Source organism: Methylophaga sp. F-2 (genome assembly GCF_056859315.1).
The window spans coordinates 89,668-115,619 of record NZ_JBSXOF010000018.1 but is presented as its reverse complement, the minus strand read 5'-3'; the positions used below and the strand labels follow the sequence as shown (position 1 = coordinate 115,619).

The following is a 25,952-nucleotide window of genomic DNA, read 5'->3' as shown; positions in this document are numbered from 1 at the left end:
GTATTTGGAAAAAATAGAGTCGATTTTACTGTTCACTTTGTCTCAGTCTTATACCGAGTTGACTGAACACGCGATTTTTATTGATTTTCAGTAGCCGATTTGTAATATTCTTCTCTTAAATTTAGAAAATTATGAAAATTTGATTAATAAAGCATGGTGTACTTTAATGAAAATATTTAATAAACAAATCATTTTACTGGCAGCGCTTTCAGCACTTCTCTTATTCACTACAACTGCTAAATCAGCAACTTACAAATTTAATAAAGATGCATCAAGCTCATATCTTTCAGGTGAGGTGACAGTTGATGGTACTGCTTGGGATTGGACAAAATTAGTCATTACCCCAATAAGCTATTATCAAACGATATATTTCGGAACACCTAGCTTAGCTACGCTAAGCGATAGTAATACCAATAAACTGTCCTGGTCTAAAAATGGTTATAGTCCATACAAGTATTATTCAACAGTTATCACTGGATGGGTCGTGTCTGATGGGATCTGGTTAAGTTGGGATCAGAGAACAGTGAACCTTACCGGTTCACCAAATACTTCTACACAGAGTGGTTCTGCTTTCTTTGCTGAAGTATCAGCAGTGCCTGTTCCAGCCTCAGCTCTTCTATTTGCTCCAGCATTATTGGGCTTTATTGGTCTGCGTCGTAAAGCCCAAAAAACAGCCGTATAATCTATAAGTCAATATGTGTATTCAAGCCGAAATGATTAATTTCATTTCGGCTTTTTATTATCTGCTGACATAGGGTCGATAAGTATGAATAGCCCGACCCAACTTTGTTGGGGGCCTGTAATTCTTTTGCCAATGATTACTGAATTTCCGTTTTACTGTGGTGATAATAAAGATAGACCAAGCCTACTGGTGCAATAAACACTGAAAATGCCCAACATATTGTCATCGTGATGAATTTCACTATGAGCATCAGGATGGCATTAACGAGAAAAACATTTTCGCCTAAGAAAAAATTCATCACACTCTCATACACAAAACGTGCGTATGGGTAAAGAAGGGTGTTGATAAGAATAAAAAAGAGAGTCCCATTTTGTATTTCATTTTTTCCACCATGCGTTGACATGTAGTAAATAAATGCCGAAACGATTAATCCAAAAATGAATTGTCGAGCATAGTACTGTGGAGAAAGACCGCCAAATGTTTTTTGGATAATTGGATGCATAAAATTCCTTTTATTTAAATCAGAAAATTTGAAAGCGTGTGATTTTAAAACAGGAATTGATGTTTTGCTTCAGTGATTAGATATAACTGTGATGAGTTTCAAAAGTCTGTGCGTAATTAAACTCATCAGATAAATAACGTGAGTACGAGATGACTCTTGCTTAATTGGAACGAATATTTAAATTGTCATAGACAATACGAAGTAGCACTGTAGGTTGGGTTGAGGTACGAAACCCAACATATATTCAGGTATGGGATATGTTGGGTTTCACAGGTTCAACCCAACCTACGTTTTTAAGCAAATTTATTTTTTGGTCAGATGTTACTGGACTAGCTCTTAGTTGTGATGCTTAAGGTCTGGAAAATAGATAGGCATAAAAAAGGGCATCCAGATTGGATGCCCATAATTTATTTTATCGATAAAGCTACTTTTTCAACTTCCAGTCTTTACGAATCCAATGACAGGTATAGCCATTGGGATAATGTTGTAAATAGTCCTGGTGTTCAGGTTCGGCCTCGTAAAATGGACCGGCTTTGCTGACTTCGGTGGTGATAGGGCCGGGAAGAATGCCGCTGGCATCGAGTTCTTTTATTAACTCATCAGCGACTTTGGCTTGTTCACTATTTTCCACAAAAATAGCCGAGCGATAACTGTCACCGATATCATTTCCTTGGCGGTTTTTGGTGGTGGAGTCATGCACCATAAAGAAAAACTCCAGGATGTCACGGTAGCTGGTTTGTGAAGAATCAAACATCACTTCAATCGCCTCAGCATGTCCGGTGTTGCCTTGTTTCACATCTTTATAGGTGACATCGGGCACATGGCCGCCGGTGTAGCCAACGCGGGTATTGATCACGCCGGGTTGATGACGGAACAGTTCTTCCATTCCCCAGAAGCAGCCACCGGCTAAGATGGCGGTTTCAATGGTGTCGGTATCCGTTGATTCGTCATTATCAAACAAGGGCAGGTAGTCAGCGTAACCTTCAGTGGCTAACTGGTCTTTTGGAATAAAGCGTAAGCTGGCCGAGTTAATGCAGTAACGCAAGCCACCATGTTCTTCAGGGCCATCAGGGAAGACATGACCCAGGTGCGAGTCACCGTATTTTGAACGCACTTCGGTTCTGACCATACCTAGTGTGTTATCACTGTGTTCAGTGATATTGTTGGCATCCAATGGGCGGGTAAAGCTGGGCCAGCCGGACATTGAGTCATATTTGTCTTTTGAGGTAAATAAGGGCTCGCCAGAGACCACATCCACATAAAGGCCAGGTTCTTTATTATCCCAGTAGGCATTGTTAAACGGGGGTTCAGTGCCACATTGCTGAGTGACGTGATATTGCAGTTCATCAAGCTCAGAAATGGCCGCGTCGTTTTTATGATATATCTTCGTCATATTCGTCCTTTGATTATTTTGCTGTAGGTGTATTGACACATAATGGCTGTGAAAGTGGCATAAATAAACAGAAATAACCAAGAATAAAGCGCCATCTTTTTGGGCAAGTCTTTATGATTTTATTTGAAATGCGGTTTGATTCTGATCGCTTTTTTCATTTTAGCGTTAATATTTGCCATAATTTGTGTCTGCTTTATATCCTTCTACCATCGTATATCAATTGAGTTCGCTGACATATCATCTATGTCAGTTTTAAACAGTGAGTGTGTTTTGTTACCTGATCTTCGTACTATCATCCTTGTTCTGGTTATTACATCGTTTATTTCTGCCATTGCCTTATTTTTATTCTACCGGCTGTTGAAAGATGTAAAAGGTTTACAGTATGCCGCTGTAGGTGCGGGTTTTCAGGCCGTTGCTTCTTTCTTTTTACTGCTTCGTGAGAGTATTGATGTCACCTTATCGATTATGGTGACAAATATCAGTTATTTCCTGGCGTTTGTTTTTTATTATCAGGCATCAAGACAGTTAACTGACTCAAAACCTGCATGGTCGTTTCCCATTGCAGTCGTTATTGTTTTATCCCCGTTTTTTTGGTGGCTGCAAGACAGTCACTATCTTGCCGAGAGAATCATTGTTTCATCGGTAGGTGTGTCGACACTGACCTTTATTACCAGCTATGTCTTATGGAAAAATGCCCAAAACCTGCCTGGCCGGTTGGGCGTCTCTCTGACTTTTCTATTGCTTTCTATAATCAGTTTCTGGCGGATAGTGAGCATGACTTACACCCCTGTTGGCGACATGACATTTTTTGATTTCAACTCGGGTTATGCCATCTTTCTGATGGGGATTATCAGTAGTTTTGTTATCACCGTCGGTTTTATTGTGCTGACCTCTGAGAAATTACATGGCCAGCTTCGCCATCAAGTCAATCAAGCGAGTTATGCTCGTGATATCGCTCAACAGTCACTCAAAGAACAACAGCACTTTCTTTCTATGCTATCGCATGAGTTCAAAGCGCCTATTGGTGCCATTAAAGCCAATGCTGATGCTGTACTTATGCTGCCGAAAGAGAAAACACCTATCGTTGATGAAAGCATGCAGCGTATTAAGCAGGTGACGGAGCGCTTAACCTCATTAGTGGATCGTTGTTTAAATGATGAATGGATGGCTCACTCGATTGAACAAGGTGAGCATGAGTTATATGACCTTTCCTTATCAGACGTGTTGAACAATATATCTGCTGAGTACGATATTCCTGTTATCAGGGCTTTGAATACTGATGCCAGAGTTACCGGCGATGCGATGTTTCTCAAGGTGCTGTTTTCTAACCTGGTGGCAAACGCACTTAAATATGCTGAACATAGAGCGTCGGTCTCTATGGAACTGTTGGAAACAGAAGGTGAATACATCATTAACGTGAAGGATGACGGTCCCGGTATTTCAATACAGCATCAACCGTATCTCTTTGATAAGTATTTTCGGGTTGATAATGCCAATTCAACGTCTGGCTCAGGGCTGGGCTTATATTTTGCTAAACGTATATGTGAAATGCATAAAGCGGTCATCTCTCTTCATTGTGAACAATACACCACATTCACTGTAAAGATAGCAAAGAGCAGGGTGGAATATGCATAAGCCGAAGATATTGATTGTTGATGATGATGCTGATTTTCGTGCGCCGATAAAAGCCATTTTGATGAATGAAGGCCTGCAGGTGGAAGAGGCCGCCTCGGCACAAGAAATGGAAAAGATTTTGGCTGGTTTTGATGTCGATATGGTGCTGCTCGATGTTAACCTGCCGGATGACAGTGGCCTCAATATTGTTAGTCGTCTAAAGCAAAATCGGCGTATTGATGTGGTGATGCTTTCTGCATTGGGTGAAGTTGAGCATCGCGTCAATGGTCTTACTTCTGGTGCCGATTATTATTTGGCAAAACCCGTCGATATTCGTGAACTCCTGGCCGTTATCAACAATCGCTTTCAAGCACTAACAACGCATCAGCCTAAGCAAACACATGCCTGGCAACTGGATACGGTAAATTGGTTATTGATAACACCTGATGGTGAAATGCACCCACTCAACAATAGTGAACTGACCATACTTTCACTATTAGCTAAACAGTCCATGCATGATAAAGCGACCTCACGTGAGGCACTTTATAGTGCACTGGGTAATCCTAACTATTCACCTGAGAGTCGAAGCCTGGATTTACACATCTCACGGATGCGCCAACGCTTCAGTTCGAATGACTTTCAATTTCCCATCAAAACCATACGTAACGTCGGTTATCAGCTGACCAAACCGATCGCGATTCTCTGATACAAATTGATACAAAAATAAGCTTAAAAAAACCATTTCTATTGATTAGTGTTTATCTGTTTTTAACGTTTTTTTACAAACCATAAACTTCGTTTAGTAAGAAACGTTTTTGGTAGCCCCTTAATTACAACAGGAATGGAAAAGTAGTATGAACCTAGCATATCGCATCGTTTGGAATGTCAGCAGGCAAGCATGGATGGTAGCCTCTGAGTTCACATCAGCTAAAGGTAAAACAAAAACACAAAAGACCAACGTACAGAGCAAAAGGGTCGGTCATGCCGTTGTGTTATCAACTGCACTTCTGGCGACAACACCGCTGGCAGTGCAGGCAGCAGGGATAAACAATTGGGTTGGTGCTGATGGCGAATGGTCTACAGCGACGAATTGGGACAGTGGTGTAATACCTACTGACCTTGCCAATATAGATAATGGCAGTACAGTATCTATTAGCGATGGTTCATCACAAAGTCTTACTAGTAATTTATATCTTGGTAACTCAGATGGGTCTACTGGTAATCTGACAATTACAAATGGTTCTCTCACAACAAGCTGGACAAACATTGCTGTGGGATCAGGATCAACCGGCACATTAATAATCGACTCATCAAGTGCAGCATTGACAGCTAATTATCTACGAGTCGGTTTCACGGGTGAAGGTACGTTAATCGTAAAAAATGGGGGTAGATTAGAGTCATCAAGCTTACTTCTCGGCTATGATGATGGGTCAATTGGCAATATGCAGGTGACGGGCACTGGAACTTCTGTTCAAGCAGATGGTGCGACTGCGATAATTGGTTACAGGGGGGAAGGAACTTTAAATCTAGCTGAAGGTGCTAATTTCAATATAAACAATGGCACTGGCACACTCATTCTAGGTGATCAGGCGACTGGATCGGGGGTACTTAATATTGGTGCAGCGTCTGGCGATACTGTTGTAACAGCAGGTACCTTAGGTGCATCATCTGTTGAACTGGGTGCTGGCAATGGCATTATTAACTTTAACCATAACAATACTAACTATGTATTCTCCCAAGAAATTGTAGATACCAACGGTAAGGGGTTTATTAACTTTTTATCAGGTTCTACAACTTTAACCGGTGACCTGGAAGGCTTTTCAGGAAATGTGAATGTGGTTGGTGGCACCTTATCGATTGCTGCTAATAAACCGTTAACACTCGGTCAGGCTGGAGCAACGGCGGACTATACTCAAACGTTGAATGGCCTTCTCAGGCTGGGACTTATCGATGCAAGTCATTACGGTAAGTTAAATGTGACGGGTACAGCCACTTTTGCCGATGGTTCGAAGCTTGACGTAGATGTTAAAGGTGCACCATCGCTCGCTAATGGGAGCCTTCTCAGCAATGTGATTAGCGCAGGCACCTTGGATGCAGGCAGCTTTGAAGTGACGGATAATTCATTACTGTATTCATTTGCTGCAGAAAAAGCAGGGAATACTGTCGGCTTACGTGTAACAAGAGACGGCAATACCAGCGTAGTTCAGAGCGTCAACAGTGAAGGTTTTAAATCGGGTCGTGGTGCAGCACGCGTATTAGATGGTTTTGTGAACGGCGGCTCTACAAATACTGATATTGCAGACGTGTCAACAGCATTTGGGCGTCTTTCCAATGACCAGGAAATCACAGAAGCGGTAGCGGAAACTCTGCCTTTACTGGTGGGGGGCACCACAAAACTCGCTGCCAATACCCTGCACAGCACCAACCGCGTGATTCAAAGCCGTCAGGCCAATACCCGTGGTTTATCATCGGGTGATGCCTTCCTGACTGATAAAAACATGTGGTTAAAACCCGTGGGTAGCTGGACTCGTCAACAAGAACGTAATGGCGTTAGTGGTTATGATGCCGACTCTTACGGTTTTGTGGTGGGGATGGATGGTGATGTCAGCCAATCTAGCCGTTTAGGTCTTGCTTTGTCATATATGAACACCCGCGTTGATGGTAATGGCTTGTCATCCGGTAATAAAGCCGATATTGATGCCTATCAGTTGATTGCCTACGGTAGCCACGACTTAGCCCAGTTTGAAAATGTGGAACTGAACTGGCAAGCCGATGTGGGCATGAATAAAAACGACAGCAAACGCCAAATTAGTTTTATTGGCCGTACTGCTGAATCAGATTACGATAGCTACACCGCCCATATCGGTGTCGGCGTTGGCAAACGTTTTGAGCTGAATGAAAACAGTACGGTAATGCCAAGCATTCGTGCCGATTATGCGTATATCCGTGATGAAAGTTATACAGAAAAAGGCGCAGGGGCGATTAGTCTTGATGTGGATAGTGTGCACACCGAGGAATTTATCTTAATGGCACAAACTGATATCGACCACCAGTTAAATGATAAGACCACCTTACTAGCGAATATGGGTATCGGTTATGACCTCATCAATGACGATACCAGTATGACGGCATCGTATACCGGTGGTGGTACTGCCTTCACAACAGAAGGTATTGACCCTTCACCGTGGTTAGCCAGAGCCGGTGTTGGTGCCACCGTTAACATAAATGACTACACCGATATCACGGCTCAATATGATGTTGAAGGTCGTGAAGACTTTTTAAATCAAACGGCTTCTGTGAAATTACGTTTGTCGTTCTAAGCTAATTTTTGTCTGAAATAAGAAACGCCTCAGCAGTGATCTGTTGAGGCGTTTTGTTTGTTTTATATGCCATAAGTAATTGAATTAAGGTATATTCATTGGCTACCTTCTTTTATGGCTTTTTCTTCGAATGCTTAGTTCATATACCTGTGCCAACACATTAACATGATACCGACACAAGCTCTTGTGTATTGTGATCAGCCTTTGTTTGATGCTTATGAACAGCAGCTTGTACAAGACTGGTTACCGATTGAGATTAACCAGTTATCCGCAGGTCAGTTTTATGGGCACTACCGTGAAGTGGGTAATGAGGCGTTCAGAGTGGTGTTCGAGCAGCAAAATCAGGTAGTACATAAACGCGCCATCATCGAAAAAGACTTTTGTACCATCTCCTTCGAACGTACCACACAAAATCAGGTACGAGTATCTGAATATAATGCCTTTGAGAATTCACTATTTTTCTTGCCAGCTAATGTTGAAGTCGATATCCAGGCTGAGGGAAATGCTGAAACGGTTTATTTTCGATTTGAACAGTCGGTTTTACTTGAGTCTGCCAGAGCCATGAATCCACGGCAGTGGGAAATGCCTGTGGACAGTGTTTTAGTATTTGATGGTGTAAATCGACAACCGTTAGAGTTGTTTACTGATTACCTTTATCAATTATCAGCGATGTCTTCGGATGACGGTCAGCCAGAGCAGCAAAAACATTTAAATACTTCTGTGATGGAACATGTGCTGCTATCTTTAGATTCATCCTTACTTTTTGATGGGCAAGAAACTGATGTCGTGGCACGGCGAAGAGCGGCTAAATCAGTGAGATTAGCTATCGACTATATTCACGCTAAGCTGGACAGTCATATTTGCCCAACCATTATCGATATTTGTAAAGATGTCTGTATCAGTCAGCGTAACTTGCAATATCACTTTAAAAAAGTAATGGGCATCACCCCTAATGCCTACCTTTATCGCTTGAGATTAAATCGAGTGCGATCCCAATTACTCAGGCCTACAGATATTAATATGACGGTGACGCAAGTAGCCAGCGACTGGCACTTTTGGCATTTAGGGCGGTTTTCTAATGATTATCTACAGTTATTCGGCGAGCTACCGTCAGCGACATTACGTCGTGCATTTAATTAAGGGGCAGATTTCTTAGCGGCAGATATTTCCTGCAATAGCTCTGGCCAGTGCTCAACCCAGCAGCAATGATGAGTCATACCGGTGATTACTCTTACAGTGGGGCGTTTTGATTGAGGAAAATGTTGCTGGTATGCATTAGCCACAGCAACGGGCATGATCTTATCTTCACTCCCCACAAAATGAATTTGTGGAATGGCCTGTAATGAAGGCCACTGGTCTGCTGGATTTAATGAGCCTGTTAACGGTGAAATATGCTGTAATGTCGTCCAGTAATCAGTATCAATATTACCTGCCACAGTGACTAACTGAGAAACATCGTCTCGCTTAGCCGCTAATAACGTCGCGACAGCACCCCCACCAGAGTAACCAATAAGCCGTAAAGAAGAAGCCTGATATTGGGCTTTTAACTTATCCACGGCTTGATTCATCGCTTGTAATACCTCAGGAGAAAAGCGGGCTGAAGTCCACAGATGCTGTTCACAGCCTCCAGACCACACATATTGGCATGGGCGGGCCAGATAGACGGCATGGTTATCGAGGAGTGCGAGCTTGAGTGTTAATGGATCGATAGGGGTCGGATCTGAAGACTTTTTTCGTCGACTCAACCAGGCTAAACCATCACCTTCTATGTAAATGGTTAACTCTTTGGACGGTGAGATTTTTTCAGGGATAAAGCTTTGCAAGTTAAATGAGGCTGTAGTGATGATCTGGGATTGCCAGCCATTGAGCTGAGCTAAACGAACTGCCGTATCAGTGCGGTTTTGTGTGGTGGGTATGGATGAGCAGGCCTGTAATATCAAAAAAAGCAGGCAAATAAAGTAACGAAAAACCAAAATAGCTATCCCTTATTATTCCATCTTAGGTATGTGAAAGCACATCATATACGAGTCAGAAAATATTATCCTTAATGCCCGTCTCTCATTAATTTATACGTTTGCGAAAATCGGATAGTGCCGTTGTAGCTGTCTCTATATCATCAATCCTGGCTGGGTTGGATGCCCATATCATTATTGCCAAACTCAGCGTGAGCTGAGGACGGAAAGCTACAGACCTTAAGCTCTTAAGGTGGCTGAGTTACATAGACCGAGAGAGACTCAGAACATGCATACTCAATTTCTAAAACGTTCTTTATTCACGACCTTATTTACATCATCACTCCTATTAAGCGCTGCCGCCAGTGCTGATGGTGTTTTATCTGGAATAAACACTTCGCCTTTAACGATTGATGATGCCACGACAAGCATTGTGTCCGGAACACAGTTTCAAAATGATAGTGAGTTGTCAGTGATAGGCTGGCCTTTTTCTGTAGATCCTGTTTTAGCTAATCAGGGTACCTTTATTAATAATGGTACTTTTTATGGTAAATACAGTGATTTAAATAATTCTGGCATCTTGCTAAACACGGGAAGCCTGACCACGCATGTCAGTGATTTGAATAATGCAGCAAGTGGTCAGATTACCAATACAGGCTATATAGAGAATAAAAGTGGCAGATGGATCAATGATGGCCAAATTGATAATCAGGCTGAATTTCTGAATCAGGGCACCTTTAGCAATAACGGACAGTTGACCAATAACGATATTCTCACCAATACCGGTACTTTATCGAGTTACAGAGGCGGGACTGTTACTAATAATGGCATTTTGACCAACAGCCGGGCGGGTAAATTAAATAACTACATTGATTCTACCCTGGTGAATAATGGCACGCTGAATAATGAGGGCACATTCACTAACGCAGGTCGCTTAATTAATCAGGGTTCAATGACGAATAACTATGTCTTGACCAATGCTATTAATGACACCGTGGTGAACAATGGTGTGATGACGAATAATAAATCGATATATAACCAGAACGCCTTCGTTAACACTGGCACGTTTATTAATAATGAAAAAGCGAAATTGGTCGGTAGTGGTGCCTGGGGTGGTGATTACACTCAAACCGCAGGTCAAACCATCAATAATGGTGTCATGAGCCAAACCAGCGTCAATATTAATGGGGGTAACTTGTCAGGAACCGGCACCATTAACAGCCATGTGACGGTAAATGGTACCGGGTATGACAACTATGCCAGTCTGACCGCTGGTAACTCTATCGGTACGATGACGATTAATGGTAATTACACGCAAGGTGAATTTGGTTCGATGGTTGTGGAGTTTGATGAAACGCACTCCGATCTGCTGGATATTTCGGGTGTCGCTTCACTAGCTGGTTTATTAAGCTTTGAGTTTATTGGTGATGATGTGCAAGAAGGTACATTTAACTTCCTGACCTTTGCCAGCATTGTCGGTAGTTTTGACAGCATTATTTTACCGGCGATAAGTGGTTTTAATTTTGAAGTGGTATTTGGCGATACCTTTGCGAATCTTGTTGTAAGTCAGGCTGTGAACGCTGTGCCTATTCCTGCCGCATTTTTCTTGTTGGCACCGGTCTTATTCGGCTTTTTGGGTTTGCGTCGTAATGCGAGTTTAGTTGCATAAACATCACATATAAAGTTAAGCAAAACCGATAAAATTCAGGGCCAGTTTAAACATCTTTTTTCGTGTTTAAACTGGCCCTGAATACTGCTTATGCTGCTGTCAGTGTTTAACCATAACTGAACTAGGCCGCTTTAGAACCTGTAAGACGTGAACGACCCGCCCACATGCCAATCAGACCAAAAGCAAACAATGGCAGTGCTGCAGGTAATGGTACGGCACTAGGGTTAGAGAACTGGCTGGCAAGATACTCAGTAGAGAACATGCCATCACCAAAACCCCATGATGAGAAGTTTTTGAACTTGCCTGATAACAGCTCGCCACTATCGACGCCTAATGACAGGTAGACAAGTGCATCTGATATTTCAAATGACAAAATATCTGATAGATCAAAGTCCTTGAAGATAATGCTGTTATTACCCAAGCTGCCATCGAAGATACCTGAACTCAGCTCACCTGTGGCAGTGAGTCCGTCAACGATCACCATATCGTCACCGCTACCGAACATCACATCACCGATAATTTCACTGTTACCTGTCAGTGTCAGGCTGCTGTTACCTTGATTGGGCGCAAAATGGATAGCTGTGCCTGAACGACCGACTAAAGTACCACTGTTGGTGACGGTAACTTCAGAAGTACTGGCATCATCCGAACCAATGGCATGAACGCCTTCGATGTAACCCTCGTTGATGATGGTCAGTGGACCGGCTGTGCGAACATCACCTACATTCGGTTCGAAAAGTGGATCAATATCAATACCATTACCCCCATTTAAAGGGTCACTTTCTGTACCGGTTGAAACAATCACACCAGTAGCATGGTTGTGTACTTTGCCTTCGTCGATGTCGATACCGTCATCGGTGCCCAAAATCACACCATAGTTATCTGCGGTGCCACTGGCAAATTGCACACCATCTTCATCATCCGTGGCGCCAGTATTTGTCCAGGTTTTTGTTGCTGCGTTCCATGACAAACCATTCAGGGCGATGGTGCCGTGATTTTCAAGGGTGAAGTCTTCGCGTGCTTCAACCACTTCTTCATTACCACGTAATGTCCCGTAGTTAATGACTGTTGTGCCTGCACCACGACTCTGAATAGCACGACCTTTTTCACTCTCGATCTGACCATAGTTAGTAATGTGTGCATTTTTCAGTTCGGTGTCATCATCTAATCTTACGGCTTGATTTTCAGCGAAGATTTGTCCTGTTTCACGATTAATTAAGGTGAAATTGCTTGCTTTGTCCTGCAGACGAATACCGCGATCACCACCAATAATCATGCCTGAGTTATCAATGGTCAGGTTGGCGCCTTTAGCGCGAATAGCATCATCATCGCCGCTTTCGATAAGGCCATAGTTATAGACAGTCTGGTTTGACCCTTTCAATTGCACAGGTCGATCTTTTTCATCGACGATTTCTGCACCATTTTCAACGGTCACTGATAAATTATCACGCTTGTCATCAATATTATTGCTGTCAGCTGAAGTACAAGTCAGGGTAGGGGAGCCAGTTGTACCACCGGCAACACAATCTTCTGCTAGCACGGGTGCGTTGTATAAAGCGGTTAATATCGAAGCAATCAGTAGTTTGTGTGTATGTTTCACGTTAACTCCAAGTCAGGTAATAGAGATGACGCTCAAGATAATGATGGATTATGACAATGTGATGAATTTTCAAAATAATGTGAGGTATGCCACAAACAAACATCATAGAAAATGCTATGCAAGCTCGAATGGGCGCGATGACCTGAGGCTTGGCTGTTCAGCTGTTTTCTATAAAGCAGATAAGCCCTGATTTTTAATGGTGTTAGCTTCAGCCGTTGCTCTGACATTCAAAGCAGTTTGTTTCAACCGCAACATCCCGTAATATGTGGCTTTTGACGTGAAGGAATCCACATGCTGAAGATGGTTTACAGTAATGACAGCAGACAACTGGCTGCCTGGCTTGCTGAACAACTTCAGTCCGCGCCGCTCAGTCCGTTTGAGCAGGAAAATATTATTGTGCAGAGTAACGAGCTGGCTCGCTGGTTGTCACTGTATCTAGCCAATGAGCACGGTATTAGTGCCAATACGGAGTTTCCTTTTCCCTCTGCCTATATCTGGCGTTTATTTCGGCAAATCTGGCCGGATATTCCTCTGCATTCACCTTATGCCAAAGCACCGATTAGCTGGCGTTTATTTGCCCTGTTGCCCGAGTTAACAGATGAGCCGGAATTTAGTGCGATTGCCGCTTATTTAGGTGAACAAACGGATGAATTAAAACGCTTTCAATTAGCCGAACGGCTGGCGGATACCTATGATCAGTACCTGATGTACCGACCAGACTGGATTGCAGAATGGGAGCAGGGAAAAAGCGATAACTGGCAAGGGCTTCTCTGGCAAAAAATCACGGCGGATGATCCCGAACCTATGCATCGGGCCAGATTGTTAAACCAGCTTAATCAGCTACTACAGACGGCGACAGAAAAGCCGGCCGGCCTTCCTGAACGACTCAGTATTTTTGGTATCTCCTCGTTACCGCCTGTGTATTTGCAGACCTTTGCTTTAATGGCGAAATTTGTCGATATCACGCTGTTTTATTTATCCCCGAGTCAACATTATTGGGGCGATTTAATCGATGCTAAACAGCAACAGCGTCAGCAATTGGAACTCATGCTGGAAGAGCCCGAACCAGAACTGAATGCCGATGTCGGTCATCCTTTATTAGCGAGCCTGGGCAAACAAGGGCAGGAGTTCTTTCGTCAGTGTCAGGAACTGCCTCATGAGGCGGAAACCTGTTTTGCAGAGCCACACCCCGACACCATGCTGGGCATGTTGAAAGCGGATATGTTTGAGCTGGATGTTGGACAGCAGCAAACAGTGAGTGCTGATGATAACTCTATCCTGATTCAAATCTGTCATAGCCCGATGCGAGAAATGGAAATTCTGCAAGATCAGCTGTTGGCGATGTTTGAACAGCAGCCCGATTTATCACCTACGGATATTGTGGTGATGACGCCCGATATTGATGTGTATGCCCCCTGGATTGAAGCGGTATTCGGTGCGGCTGATCCGGCTCATGCGATTCCATTTAGTATTGCTGATAGCAGCGGTCAGCAAGAAAGTATTTTACTCAATGCCTGGTTCAGTATTTTAGCGTTGCCACAGTCACGGTTTGATGTGGAAAGTGTACTGGCTTTGCTGGAGTGTCCGGCCATTCAACAGCGTTTTCAGTTAGATGAAGCGGCTTTATTATGGTTACGCGAATGGTGTCAGCAAACTCGGATTCGTTGGGGCCACGATGCCAAAGATAAAATGGCATTGGAGTTACCAGCTAATGATGCCAATACCTGGCGAGCCGGCTTAGACCGTTTATTACTGGGGTACGCTATGCCGCTGACCGAGCAGGGCGAACCCTGGCGCTTGTTTGACGGCCAACTTGCTATGGATGGCATTACTGGTGATAAAGCTCGGATTGTGGCGGCAGTATCACAGTTTATTACTGCACTGGATGACTGGCGACAACAGCTCAGCCGTCCACGCACCCCCCATGATTGGCAACAGCATTTAAACCGCTGTCTGGACACCTTCTTTGAGTCAGAACAGCTGGATGATCCTTTGGCCGAACGCGAGCTGATTTCCATCCGTAGCCAGCTTGATCGGATGATTGAAAGTACTGATTTAGCTGGCTTTGAGGAAACGGTTAGCATTGATGTGATCTTAAGCTGGCAGCAATCCCATCTGGAACCTTTAGATAATAGTCATCGTTTTATGGGGCATGGCGTCACCTTCTGCGGCATGGTGCCGATGCGTAGTATTCCATTTGATGTAGTTTGTCTGATTGGTATGAATGATGACGTGTTCCCACGTCGTCAGCCGAGTTTAGGTTTTGATCTGTTGGCGCACCATCATCGCGAAGGTGATCGTTCACGTCGTGATGATGATCGGTATCTGTTCCTGGAAGCCTTATTGTCTGCTCAACAAACGCTTTATATCAGTTATATCGGCGCCAGCATTACCGATAATGCGGAGATTCCACCGTCTGTGTTGATTAGCGATTTGCTGGATTATCTGGATGAACGGTTTGTCACTGAGCAGGGCGATTCAGTCATAAAACAGCTGGTGACACATCATCCACTGCAAGCCTTTAGTCGCCGTTATTTTGATCAGCAGCATGACAAGCTGTTTAGTTTTAATGCCTTGCAATGTCCCAAACCAGACACAAAAACTGAATCTACATTATGGTTTGCAGAACCATTACCAGAACCTGATGCGTCATGGCGAGACATTAGCTTGATGCAACTCAGCCAGTTTTTTATGCATCCGGCCCGGTTTCTTTGCCGTGAACGTTTAGGCGTCAGACTGGAACTGGATGAAGATGAATTTAGTAGTCGTGAACCGTTTGAGTTAAACGGGCTGGAAGCCTGGCAGCTCAGACAATGGCTGCTGGAAAGTAAACTCAGCCAAACCACTGAAACCCATATTTCTGAACTAGTACACGCCACTGGCATGTTACCTCAAGGTGAGTTTGGCGAAGAATGGCTTCATCAGGAAAACCGTAAAGTTGAGGCATTTGTAGAGACATTAATGCCCTATCTGAGTGATGAACGTTTACCTGCTTTACCCTTTGAACTTGAGATAGGTGAGTTCAAACTCACTGGTCAGCTCGATAATCTGAGTGCAGCAGGGCTATTGCGCTATCGTTTATCACGTAAAAAAGGACGCGATCTGATTAATGGCTGGTTGGAACACTTGATCCTCAATATTCTGAAACCAGCAGGCATGAGTTTAACCACCCAACTGGTCTTTGAAGATGATGAGCTGTGTTTCACACCGGTAGATAATGCGCGTCAATTACTGGAGCAATATCTCAACTTATATTGGCAAGGCTGCCAACAACCTTTGCCACTGTTTGATAAAACCAGTCTGGCGTATGCCAAACAAGCACTGAGTGATAAACCGGAGAAAGCCCAGCAAGCGGCTGAAAGAGCTTGGGCACCCGCCGGTGAGTTTGTGATGGCTGAACAGGACGATGCTTATTATCAATGTTGTTTCCCGGCAAACCCTCTCGATGAAAACTTTGCTGAGATTGCCTTGCAAATCTATGGGCCGATTCAGCAGCACATTGAAGGAGGGCAATTATGAGTGCCCAATTTAATGTGGACACGGTTGCACTCAAAGGCATTAATCTAATTGAAGCCAGTGCCGGCACCGGTAAAACCTTTACCCTGGCAGAACTGTATTGTCGTTTAGTCGTTGAGCAGAAACTGGAAGTCAGCCAGATTCTGGTGGTGACTTACACTCGTGCAGCTACCGAAGAGTTACGTGGCCGTTTAAGGGCACGACTGGTTGATGAACGTAAACAACTGAGCCAACAAGAGCAGGCAGATCCTCAGGCGATAAAACGTTTACAACTGGCGATTCAGAGTTTTGATGAAGCCGCTATTTACACCATTCATGGTTTTTGCCAACGCGCTTTACAGGACTTTGCCTTTGAAAGCGGTCATTTTTTTGATATGGAAATGGTGGCCGATGAACAAGAACTCAAACAAGCGGTTGCCGATGATTTCTGGCGTCGTTATGTCAGCTCGGCAGATAACGCTTTTGCCCGTTATTTATTACAAAAACGCCAAAGCCCGGAAGTGTTATTGCAGTCAGTCAGCAGCTTGATTGGCAAACCCTATCTTGAAGCCATACCGCTGCCGGAAATGGCGGTGGAGCCATTACAAGCTCTATATGATGAGCAGTTTGAACACGTTCAGTCGCTGTGGTGGCAACAGCGTGATGAGGCGATTGTGGTTTTGCAGGATAAAAACGTGCTCAACGGTAATAAATATCGTGCGGCCAGTGTCAGTGGCTGGATAGCTGAAATGGACAGCCTGATGCAGGCCGGAAAACAAGCAGGATTGTTTGAGAAGTTTGCCAAGTTTGGTCAGGCTGAACTGACGCAGGCGCTGAAAAAAGGCCAGGAACTACCTGAGCTGAGTTTATGGCGGGCATGTGATGCCTTGCTAGATACCGACCAACAACTGCAAACAGCGCGTTCACTACAATTACAGCAACTACGTCAGCAATTATCAGAGTATCTCGCCACTGAGTTACCCAAACGTAAACAGCAATTAAAACTGCAGGCCTTTGATGATTTGTTACTTAATCTGCAACAGGCCTTACATGGCCCGCAAGCCGATAAGCTGATCGCCAAAATTCGTGAGCAGTTTCAGGCGGCATTGATTGATGAGTTTCAGGATACTGATCCCATTCAATACGACTGTTTTCATACGATTTTTGCTAATACCGAGCAGCCGGTGTTTTTTGTTGGCGACCCGAAACAGGCAATTTACAGCTTCCGTGGCGCCGATATTTTTACTTACCTGAAAGCTAAACATGCAGCTGGCAATGAGTTTAATCTGGATACCAACTGGCGCTCGCATCCACGTTTGGTGAAGGCAGTTAATCATTTGTTCGAACGTGTGCCACAGCCGTTTTTATATGACGATATTCCGTTTTATCCAGTGAAAGCGGCCCGTCCTGATGAGGCGTGTTTAACGGTGTCAGGCCAGGCTTTGTCGCCGCTATCATGGGTATGGATGTCATCTGACACGCCATTTAATGTCAGCGATATGATGCAAAATGCGGCAAATGTGACTGCCGATCAGATCGCAACTTTGTTAAATCAGTCAGCCAGCGATGAGGTAATGCTGACCGATAAAGATGGCCGTCAACGTCAGCTCAATGGCGGCGATATTGCCGTCTTAGTCAGAAGTCATAAACAGGCAACAACCATTCAGCAGGCATTACGGGCACGTGGTGTGAACAGTGTGCAGCAGTCACGTGACAGTGTGTTTGAAACACCGCAGGCGGTGATGCTGGAACGGGTGTTAATGGCGATTGCTCAGCCCAGTAATGACAGCCTGATTGCCACGGCTTTAGCAACACCCATATTTGCCAAAACTGCATTAGACATTTATCAGGCTCAGCAAGACGAACAGCAGTGGCTGCAGCAAACAGACTTTTTTGTCTCGCTGCATGAACAATGGCAGCAGGCCGGTTTTATTGTGATGTTCCGTGCCTTACTGGCTGCACTGGATGTACAACGTCGCTGGTTAGCCTTAGCTGATGGTGAACGGCAATTGACTAATTTATTGCATTTGGCTGAATTGATTCAGGCGCATGCAACGCGACGTAATAATACGATGGAAGCTATTTTGATGTGGTTAGCTTCACAGCGACAGGCAGCCGATAAAAGTGGCGATGCCGCTCAGATTCGGCTGGAAAGCGATGAGCAGTTGGTCAAAGTGATTACCATTCACACCAGTAAAGGCTTGGAATACCCGATTGTGTTTTGTCCTTTCCTCTGGCATCAAAGCCAGTTCAATCAACAGCCGACGGTGATGACATTTCATCGAGCAGACGATAATCAGGCCTGTGTTGCCTTTGGCGAGCCTGGTTTTTCTGAAGCAGAACCGATTATGGCTGAAGAGCAGCAAGCTGAAGACTTACGTCTGCTTTATGTCGCATTAACCCGTGCTCGTGAACAGTGCGTGATTGTGTGGGCAGCCGTGAAAAACGTTCAGCAAAGCGCCTTATTTCAGTTGCTTCATCCTGAGTTAGAACAAGTTAATGCTGGTGAAATGCAACAAAGTTTGCAGCAGATGGTGGCATCACAGCAAGACAATATGAACGTGATTACCTGGGATGGGGATGTGCCACCGGTTGTCAAACAGGCGGATATTTCAGCAGAGTCATTACAAGCGAGGCAGTTTGCAGGACAGATTCAGACACCCTGGCATATTGGAAGCTTTACCGGCCTGAGCCACGGGCAGCATATCGAGTTACCGGATCATGATGCACCCTTGCTGCCAGTAGACATGCCAAGCAGTGAACCACGTCAGGATCGGTTTGGGTTTCCAAAAGGTGCGAATGCCGGTACCTGTTTACATAGCTTGTTTGAACACTGGGACTTCCAGCAGCAGAATGAAGAACTCACCAGTTTGGTAGACAAAACGTTAAGCCAGTTTGGCATTGATAATGAGTGGTCAACTGTCGTTTCATCCTGGTTGGATGCCGTGGTCAGTACTAAATTAAATCAGCAAACCGGGCTGACTTTACGTGATATTCAGGCGCAGCAGCGTTTAGATGAAATGGCATTTTTCTTTCCGGTAAGGCAGTTAACAGCAAAACGTTTAAAACAGACATTAATGCCTTTTGTCGACGATTACCCGATTCTCAGTCCGGTGGTGAAGTCATTACAATTTGTCGATCTTAGCGGCTTTATGAAAGGCTTTATCGATCTGGTGTTTGAGAATGAGGGCCGTTTTTATATTGCTGACTATAAATCCAACTGGTTAGGAACACAGCCTGATAATTATCAGCAGGCAGCGTTAGATGAGGCCATGGTGGCTCATAGCTATCCGCTGCAATATTTAATTTACAGCTTGGCATTGCATCGTTATCTGCAAACGCGTCTGCCTGATTACGATCCCGAACAGCATTTTGGCGGTGTGTATTACTTATTTATACGGGGTATGCATCCGGATTGGGGGCAAGCGGGTGTATATTTTGAACGTCCATCCACTGCCTTATTAGAAGCGCTCGACCGTTGCATGTCTGAGGTGGACGATGTCTGATTTGCTGAAGTTTTTACGTCAGCACGGCTTAAGCGAATTAGCCTGTCAGTTTGCCGCCTATATCGATCGTAAAGAACAGGGCATGCGTCCCGTGGTGAGCATGACGGCAGCCATATTGTCAGAAGCGATTGCTGAAGGACATGTGTGTCTGAATTTGCATCAACTCCCCACATTTTGTCAGCCCTTAAAATCGGTATTACCTGATTCTGTTGCTGACTGGATGGAAATATTGTCACAGGCCAAAACAGTCGGTCAGCCCGGTGATTACACGCCACTGATTTTGACTGAACAAGGCCTGGTTTATCTTTACCGTTATTATCGTGATGAGCAGGATGTGGCCCGGCTGATTCAGCAACGTTTACAGCCGATTGATAAGATCGATATAGAACAACTCAATGCTGATTTAGGGCGTTGGACCAGTGTGATTGACGGTACAGACTGGCAAAAAGTCGCTGTCGCTGTGGCGTTGACCAGACAATTTGCTGTTATCTCTGGTGGCCCCGGCACGGGTAAAACCACCATTGTTTTAAGTATGCTCAATAGTTTGCAACAGCAATTTCCTGATCTACATATTGGGCTGGCGGCACCCACAGGTAAAGCGGCTGCCAGACTGCAGCAATCGATTAGTGCCCAGCATCCCTATGAAGTAAAAACGTTACACCGCTTATTGGGAATTACTGAGCATAATGATCAGGGGCGTTATCATGCTGAGCGTCATTTACCGTTAGATGTGTTGATCATTGACGAAGCCTCAATGATCGATATCAGTTTGATGGCGAAATTAATGCGGGCTTTATCGCCTTCAGCCAGACTGATTTTATTAGGTGACAGCCAACAATTGGCCTCAGTTGAGTCTGGTGCGGTGTTAGCGAATTTGAGTGATGAACAACAAGGCCAGTTTTCGGCTGAGTTCAGTGAGCAATTTCCCGAACTAGACATTCCGGTCAAAGAAAACTCAACGCCATCCACACTGCTAAATAGCTTTGTGCGTCTGCAACACAGTTATCGTTTCGATAAAGACAGTGCTATTGGCCAATTAGCCAAACAGGTGAATGAAGGTGATGTGCTGGCAGCGCTCGCTTTATTAAATCCAAGCGTGAATGATATCTGGTCGGATAGTGATGAAAAACAACAGCAAAGATGCTTTATGGCTGGATACCAACGCTTTATTGAGGCGGTGGAATCCAAACAGTCACCACAACAAGTAGTACAGGCCTTTGATACGTTCAGAATTCTGGCTGCACTAAAGCAAGGGCCACAATCCGTGTTATCAGTGAATCGTTTGCTGATGCGCTTATTAGCACAACGCGGTTGGCGAACCAGCTTACCGTTTTACGCTGGCAGGCCGATTATGATCACCCAAAATGATTACCGGCAACGACTGTTTAATGGCGACACGGGCATCATTCTGCATGATGAGACAGGACAACTTCGCGCCTGTTTTTGTTTTGATGAGGAAGTGCGTTGGGTACCCATTAATCGACTCCCTGCTCATGAAACCGCCTTTGCGATGACGGTGCATAAAAGTCAAGGCTCTGAATTTGATAGCGTTAGTATTTTATTGCCGGATGAAATCAGTCCTATCCTTAATCGTGAACTACTTTACACCGCGATTACCCGAGCCAAACAGCAGGTATTTATCCTTAGTAAAGAAGTGACATTACGTCACACGATTCAAACCCGACATCAACGTGAGAGTGGCTTGAAAAGGCACTTGATGGATGAACATCAAAATCACTGATAGCTGGTTTGATAACGCTTTATCCATACAGATTTTTTTTGTGCAAAACAGTGTCGTTTTTGTTGAGTTGAGTGCTACTATACGAAAAAGGATGAAAATCACAAATAACACTTGGAGATGCCAGTGAAGTATTTGTCTTTTATAGGTGTTTATCGATTTTTCTTGTTGCCGGTTATTTGGTTTTTTGTCTCGACAGGTGTGTATGCTCAGGATTGGATTTATACCGTCGTCGAAGGAGATAATCTCTGGAATTTGAGTGAACAGCATCTTGATAAAGTCACTCGATTTGAGCAGTTACGTAAACTCAATAATATTGAAAATCCCAAGCATCTACAGCCAGGCACCAGGATACGTGTACCTCTAGCCTGGATTCGCAGTAACCCCGTCGCCGCCAAGATTGTTTCCATTACCGGAATTGCTGAAATTCAGCGCGCCAGAAGCGCTTCCACTGAGCCTGCAAAAGTCGGCTCTTTATTGCAGCTTGGTGATCAATTAATGACGACGGATAACAGCAGTATTGCCATTGAGTTCGCTGATAAGTCCATACTATCCCTTCATGAAAAAAGCATCGTTCACTTCGATCATTTAAGTGCACATGGAGTGACTGGTATGGTCGATTCCAGGCTGAACTTATTAAAAGGCCGAATGGATACCAAAGTGACTCCGGCCGTAGGTCCTGGTTCACGCTTTGAAATTGAAACGCCGTCTGCTATCAGTGCCGTTCGTGGCACGATTTACCGAGCACTCGTCATGGAAGAGGGTGATGTCTCAAATATAGAAGTACTTCGTGGAAAAGTGGCCGTTTCCGGTGCCAATAAACAGTTATTGGTGAATAAAGGTTTCGGTACTCAGGTTGTGTCAGGTAAACCGCCTATTCCGCCTCGTGAACTACTACCTGCGCCGGTTTTTGAGCCAGTGCCGAATACCATCACAGAAATCAATTGGCGATTATCCTGGTCAAAAATTGCCGGTGCTAGCCGTTATCGGGTTGAAGTAGCAGCCAGTGATGATTTTGAAACGTTGTTATGGCAAGAGCTGACGCCGCATAACCGTATTGCCTTTCCTGATTTGAGTGATGGCAATTATGCTGTGCGAGTTCGGGCGATTGACACACTCGGGCTTGAAGGCATGGATCAACAGGTGCTGATTAGACTTAATGCTCATCCACAACCACCGATTGCACTCAAGCCGGTTGAAGCCCAGGTCTTACGTGAACAGTCACCCGTATTGCAATGGACTGCAGCTGAAGAAGCTTCGGCTTATCGTCTGGAAATTGCCGCTGATAAAAACTTCTCGCAGTCACTATTGGAGCGGACCGTTACAGAAACACAGTTTGATACAACATCTTTGTCAGCGTTAGGAAATTATTATTGGCGTTTATCCAGCATTGCAAATGATGGCGAAGTGGGCCCTGTAGGGCCGATACGCTCCTATCAAATCAAAGCGATTCCAGAAAAAGTAGATGCATCGCTGTCTGCTGAAGAAGACGGCCTGTTAATGGCCACCTGGAATGCCAGTTCAACTGAACAGCACTATCAGGTGCAAATTGCTAATGACAAGGCGTTTAGCGACATCATTATTGATAAAACGGTAAAAGAGCCACAGTTTGCATTTGAACCGTTTAAAGATACTCCGCGATATTTACGCGTGAAAAGTATTGAACAGGATGGTTATGAAGGTCCCTGGGGGGCAACACAAACCATTGAACCGTTGCCCAAGGAGCCATTTAATTTCTGGCCCTTAGGCTTATGGACAATTTTTACAATCATTTTAATTTAGTATAGCCGTGAGCATGTCTGACTATCAGCGTAGTTGGATTGTTGGCTTTTTTTTAGTTATCTGTTTGGCTTTAGCTGGTTTTTTTCTTTCTGCGAATAAATCACTGCAGCGTTTAGATTTACTTATTTATGACCTGATGCTGCCGTTGCAGGCCCCGGCAATGAGTGATGATATTGTCATCATTGCCATTGATGATGCGACTATCCATGCCTTAGGCAGATGGCCATGGACCCGACAGCGTCATGCTGAATTGCTTGATAAGTTATTGGCTCTGTCACCACGGGCCATTGGTATAGATTTGTTATTTTCTGAACCAGAAAATAATAGTGATGCTGATCAGTCTCTTGCCAGGGCGATGACGGAGAATAATCGCACTGTTCTGGTAGTTGCACCTATTAAGGAAACGCCGGATTCCATCATTATAGAACGATTACCTATTCCTGTGCTGGCCTTAGCCGCTGAAGCTTTGGGGCATGTTGATGTGGAATTGGATATTGATGGGGTGAATCGTCATTTTTATTTGTATGGCGGTATTGCTGATCCACATTGGCCGAGTATGGCGCTGGCAATGTTGAATGTGGAGGGTGACAGGCCCATCAGAATGCCACCATCCTATGCAGACAAAGCCGATAAACAGACAGGAACTGGCTGGCTTCGTCGTCATAAGGTGATGCTCTCATTTACATCGCCAGAAGATAAAGCACAGCGAATTTCTTATGTAGATGTCCTTGCTGGTCGGGTTGCTGCTACTGCTATAGAAAACAAGTATGTATTAATCGGGGCCACTTCAGCTGGTATCGGTGACATGATTTCAACTCCGGCGGATCGTTCTCATCAACGAATGCCCGGTGTGGAAGTGATCTCTCAGGAAATGAATACATTACTTCAGGATAAATGGTTGTATGAGTTAGCACAGCCGATTCAGTCGGTATTAACGGTCATCTTGATTGTGTTCAGTGTCACGACATTGTTTTGGCTGCCGCAGCGTTTTTCACTCATTACTATGATTGTGGCATTGCTTCTTATAACAGGCTGTTCTCTAGGCTTGTTGCTATGGCCAAAACTCTGGTTTGCACCGGCAAGTGCTTTGACGATGACACTATTATCCTGGCCTTTGTGGACTGTCTGGCAGTATCAGCTTAACGATCGCTTTACAAAAAAGCTCATGTCTCAGCTAGAAAAACAGTCCCGTCAACATATCATCACAGGTTTGCCGAATCATGGTGTGTTACAGGAACAGTTGCATAAATTAAAAAATCTAAGCCAACCCAGTTCATTGGCAGCCTTGTTTGTTATTCATGTGACTCGACCTGATTCAGCCATCAGTGTTATTGATCGTTCGATTAGTGATTCTCTGTTGTTAACGATTTCTGAACGCTTAAAGCTAGCCACGGACTACGATGCGTTTATTGCGCATTTAAATGAAGATGATTTTGCTGTCTTGCTCACCGAGCAGCAAGATATCGACACAATCCAATATACAGCCAATAGGCTGTTATTTCATTTGCAAACACCCATCGATGACTTTGGTGAAGAAATTGTTCTAACACCCAATATCGGTCTCAGCATCTGGCCAACAGACAGTCGTGACAGTACAGAATTACTCCGAAAAGCCCACACTGCGATGTTTAAGTCACGCCTCGATAAGACGCTGCCTATTTGCATTTACACTGCTGATATTGGGCAAGAGATCGAATCCCGTGCTGAGTTGGAGCGAGCAATGAGTGGAGCTTTGGGGAGAGGTGAATTTGAAATTTATTATCAGCCTCAAGTTGAGGCACTGACCGGTCGGTTGGCTGGGGCTGAAGCACTATTACGCTGGCATAGTCCGGAGTTAGGTGATGTCGGCCCAGAAGCATTCATACCCGTTGCTGAGCAATCCGGATTGATTAATGCTATCGGCCAATGGGTACTCAGAAAAGCCTGTGAAGATCTGAAGTTAATGAAAGAGATAGGCTTGGAGCATATCAGAATTGCTGTGAATTTATCGCCACTGCAGTTTTCGGATATGACACTTGCTGATGAAATTGCAGAGACATTGCGAAATGCCGATATTGAACCATCCAGACTTGAGTTGGAAGTCACGGAAAGTACGCTGATGAATAATATGAGTACCGCTGTTGAGGCCATGACGAATATTAAAAAACACGGTATGAGCCTGGCGATTGATGATTTTGGTACCGGTTATTCCTCACTGAAGCACTTGCAGTTGTTTCCGTTGGACTGTTTGAAAATAGATAAGTGTTTTACTCAGGACTTAAGCCATAAAAGTACGGCGGAAATTACCTTGTCTATCATTGAGCTGGCCAGACGACTTAATCTTCGCATCATCGCTGAAGGAGTTGAGAGCCGTGAACAAGCGGATTTTTTCCGTCAACATAACTGTGATGAGTTGCAAGGGTATTTATACAGCAAACCCGTACCTGCAGAAGAGCTAATTGAATTGATGAAACAGCAAGCCAGCACCCGCATACATTTCAATGCTTAATAATGCCGTAGTCGTCACTTTAAGTTTAATGCCGGCTTGGCTACCTTCTTATTTTTCCCTTGAACCATTGGGTTTTCTTCCTGTCACTAGACTGATGGTGCGGTTTTATTGACTTTAACCATATAATCTGTTGAAAGAAAAGCTGAATAGGTAAAACGATTCGTCTTTATTTCAATTTAAGAGAGAGAAGTTTTATTGACTATAACAAGAG

General features: G+C 44.3%; 15 protein-coding genes and 1 riboswitch. Of the genes, 11 read left to right on the top strand and 4 right to left on the bottom strand.

What is annotated here, in order from left to right:
• Positions 1 to 166 precede the first annotated feature (166 nt).
• Complete coding sequence (locus AC13DA_RS07575; protein ID WP_284450703.1) at positions 167 to 682, top strand: hypothetical protein; 516 nt, start codon at positions 167 to 169, stop codon at positions 680 to 682.
• A 136-nt stretch (positions 683 to 818) separates the two neighbouring features.
• On the opposite strand, the gene AC13DA_RS07570 is transcribed toward AC13DA_RS07575, so the two are convergent.
• Both AC13DA_RS07570 and AC13DA_RS07565 read right to left on the bottom strand, forming a co-directional pair.
• Complete coding sequence (locus AC13DA_RS07570) at positions 819 to 1,184, bottom strand: hypothetical protein (protein WP_284450704.1); 366 nt, start codon at positions 1,182 to 1,184, stop codon at positions 819 to 821.
• 424 nt (positions 1,185 to 1,608) lie between these two features.
• Entirely contained in the window at positions 1,609 to 2,577 is a 969-nt protein-coding gene (locus AC13DA_RS07565; RefSeq protein ID WP_284450705.1) for a bifunctional methionine sulfoxide reductase B/A protein, read from the bottom strand.
• Positions 2,578 to 2,820: 243 nt separating this feature from the next.
• On the opposite strand from AC13DA_RS07565, the gene AC13DA_RS07560 reads away from it, so the two are divergent.
• From AC13DA_RS07560 to AC13DA_RS07545, 4 genes are all read left to right on the top strand, one after another.
• On the top strand, positions 2,821 to 4,212 hold the full coding sequence (locus AC13DA_RS07560) for a sensor histidine kinase (protein ID WP_284450706.1): 1,392 nt from the start codon (positions 2,821 to 2,823) through the stop codon (positions 4,210 to 4,212).
• A complete protein-coding gene (locus AC13DA_RS07555) occupies positions 4,205 to 4,897 on the top strand; it encodes a response regulator transcription factor (RefSeq protein ID WP_284450707.1) in 693 nt (230 codons plus the stop codon). The genes AC13DA_RS07560 and AC13DA_RS07555 overlap by 8 nt, the downstream gene beginning before the upstream one ends.
• A gap of 148 nt (positions 4,898 to 5,045) precedes the next feature.
• Positions 5,046 to 7,511: an autotransporter domain-containing protein gene (locus AC13DA_RS07550; RefSeq protein ID WP_284450708.1), complete on the top strand. Its 2,466-nt coding sequence runs from the start codon at positions 5,046 to 5,048 to the stop codon at positions 7,509 to 7,511.
• A 165-nt stretch (positions 7,512 to 7,676) separates the two neighbouring features.
• The gene (locus AC13DA_RS07545; protein WP_284450709.1) at positions 7,677 to 8,651 is read left to right on the top strand and encodes a helix-turn-helix domain-containing protein; all 975 of its coding nucleotides are present in this window, start codon (positions 7,677 to 7,679) and stop codon (positions 8,649 to 8,651) included.
• Here the strand turns inward: AC13DA_RS07545 and AC13DA_RS07540 are convergent.
• Positions 8,648 to 9,484: an alpha/beta hydrolase gene (locus AC13DA_RS07540; RefSeq protein WP_284450710.1), complete on the bottom strand. Its 837-nt coding sequence runs from the start codon at positions 9,482 to 9,484 to the stop codon at positions 8,648 to 8,650. The genes AC13DA_RS07545 and AC13DA_RS07540 overlap by 4 nt on opposite strands.
• A 169-nt stretch (positions 9,485 to 9,653) precedes the next feature.
• Positions 9,654 to 9,733: riboswitch (cyclic di-GMP riboswitch) on the top strand.
• Positions 9,734 to 9,752: 19 nt separating this feature from the next.
• On the opposite strand from AC13DA_RS07540, the gene AC13DA_RS07535 reads away from it, so the two are divergent.
• Entirely contained in the window at positions 9,753 to 11,132 is a 1,380-nt protein-coding gene (locus AC13DA_RS07535; protein WP_284450711.1) for an autotransporter outer membrane beta-barrel domain-containing protein, read from the top strand.
• A 121-nt stretch (positions 11,133 to 11,253) separates the two neighbouring features.
• On the opposite strand, the gene AC13DA_RS07530 is transcribed toward AC13DA_RS07535, so the two are convergent.
• Positions 11,254 to 12,732, bottom strand: coding sequence for a hypothetical protein (locus AC13DA_RS07530; RefSeq protein ID WP_284450712.1), 1,479 nt, complete (start codon positions 12,730 to 12,732; stop codon positions 11,254 to 11,256).
• Between the two features lie 291 nt (positions 12,733 to 13,023).
• On the opposite strand from AC13DA_RS07530, the gene recC reads away from it, so the two are divergent.
• The 5 genes from recC (at position 13,024) to AC13DA_RS07505 (ending at position 25,741) form a co-directional block, all read left to right on the top strand.
• Complete coding sequence (recC, locus tag AC13DA_RS07525) at positions 13,024 to 16,251, top strand: exodeoxyribonuclease V subunit gamma (RefSeq protein WP_284450713.1); 3,228 nt, start codon at positions 13,024 to 13,026, stop codon at positions 16,249 to 16,251.
• On the top strand, positions 16,248 to 19,733 hold the full coding sequence (gene recB / locus AC13DA_RS07520; protein WP_284450714.1) for an exodeoxyribonuclease V subunit beta: 3,486 nt from the start codon (positions 16,248 to 16,250) through the stop codon (positions 19,731 to 19,733). Before recC ends, recB begins: the two co-directional genes overlap by 4 nt.
• Positions 19,726 to 21,474: an exodeoxyribonuclease V subunit alpha gene (gene recD / locus AC13DA_RS07515; protein WP_284450715.1), complete on the top strand. Its 1,749-nt coding sequence runs from the start codon at positions 19,726 to 19,728 to the stop codon at positions 21,472 to 21,474. The genes recB and recD overlap by 8 nt, the downstream gene beginning before the upstream one ends.
• Positions 21,475 to 21,597: 123 nt before the next feature.
• The gene (locus AC13DA_RS07510; RefSeq protein WP_482945859.1) at positions 21,598 to 23,253 is read left to right on the top strand and encodes a FecR domain-containing protein; all 1,656 of its coding nucleotides are present in this window, start codon (positions 21,598 to 21,600) and stop codon (positions 23,251 to 23,253) included.
• Positions 23,254 to 23,266: 13 nt separating this feature from the next.
• Complete coding sequence (locus AC13DA_RS07505) at positions 23,267 to 25,741, top strand: putative bifunctional diguanylate cyclase/phosphodiesterase (RefSeq protein WP_284450717.1); 2,475 nt, start codon at positions 23,267 to 23,269, stop codon at positions 25,739 to 25,741.
• Positions 25,742 to 25,952: the final 211 nt, after the last annotated feature.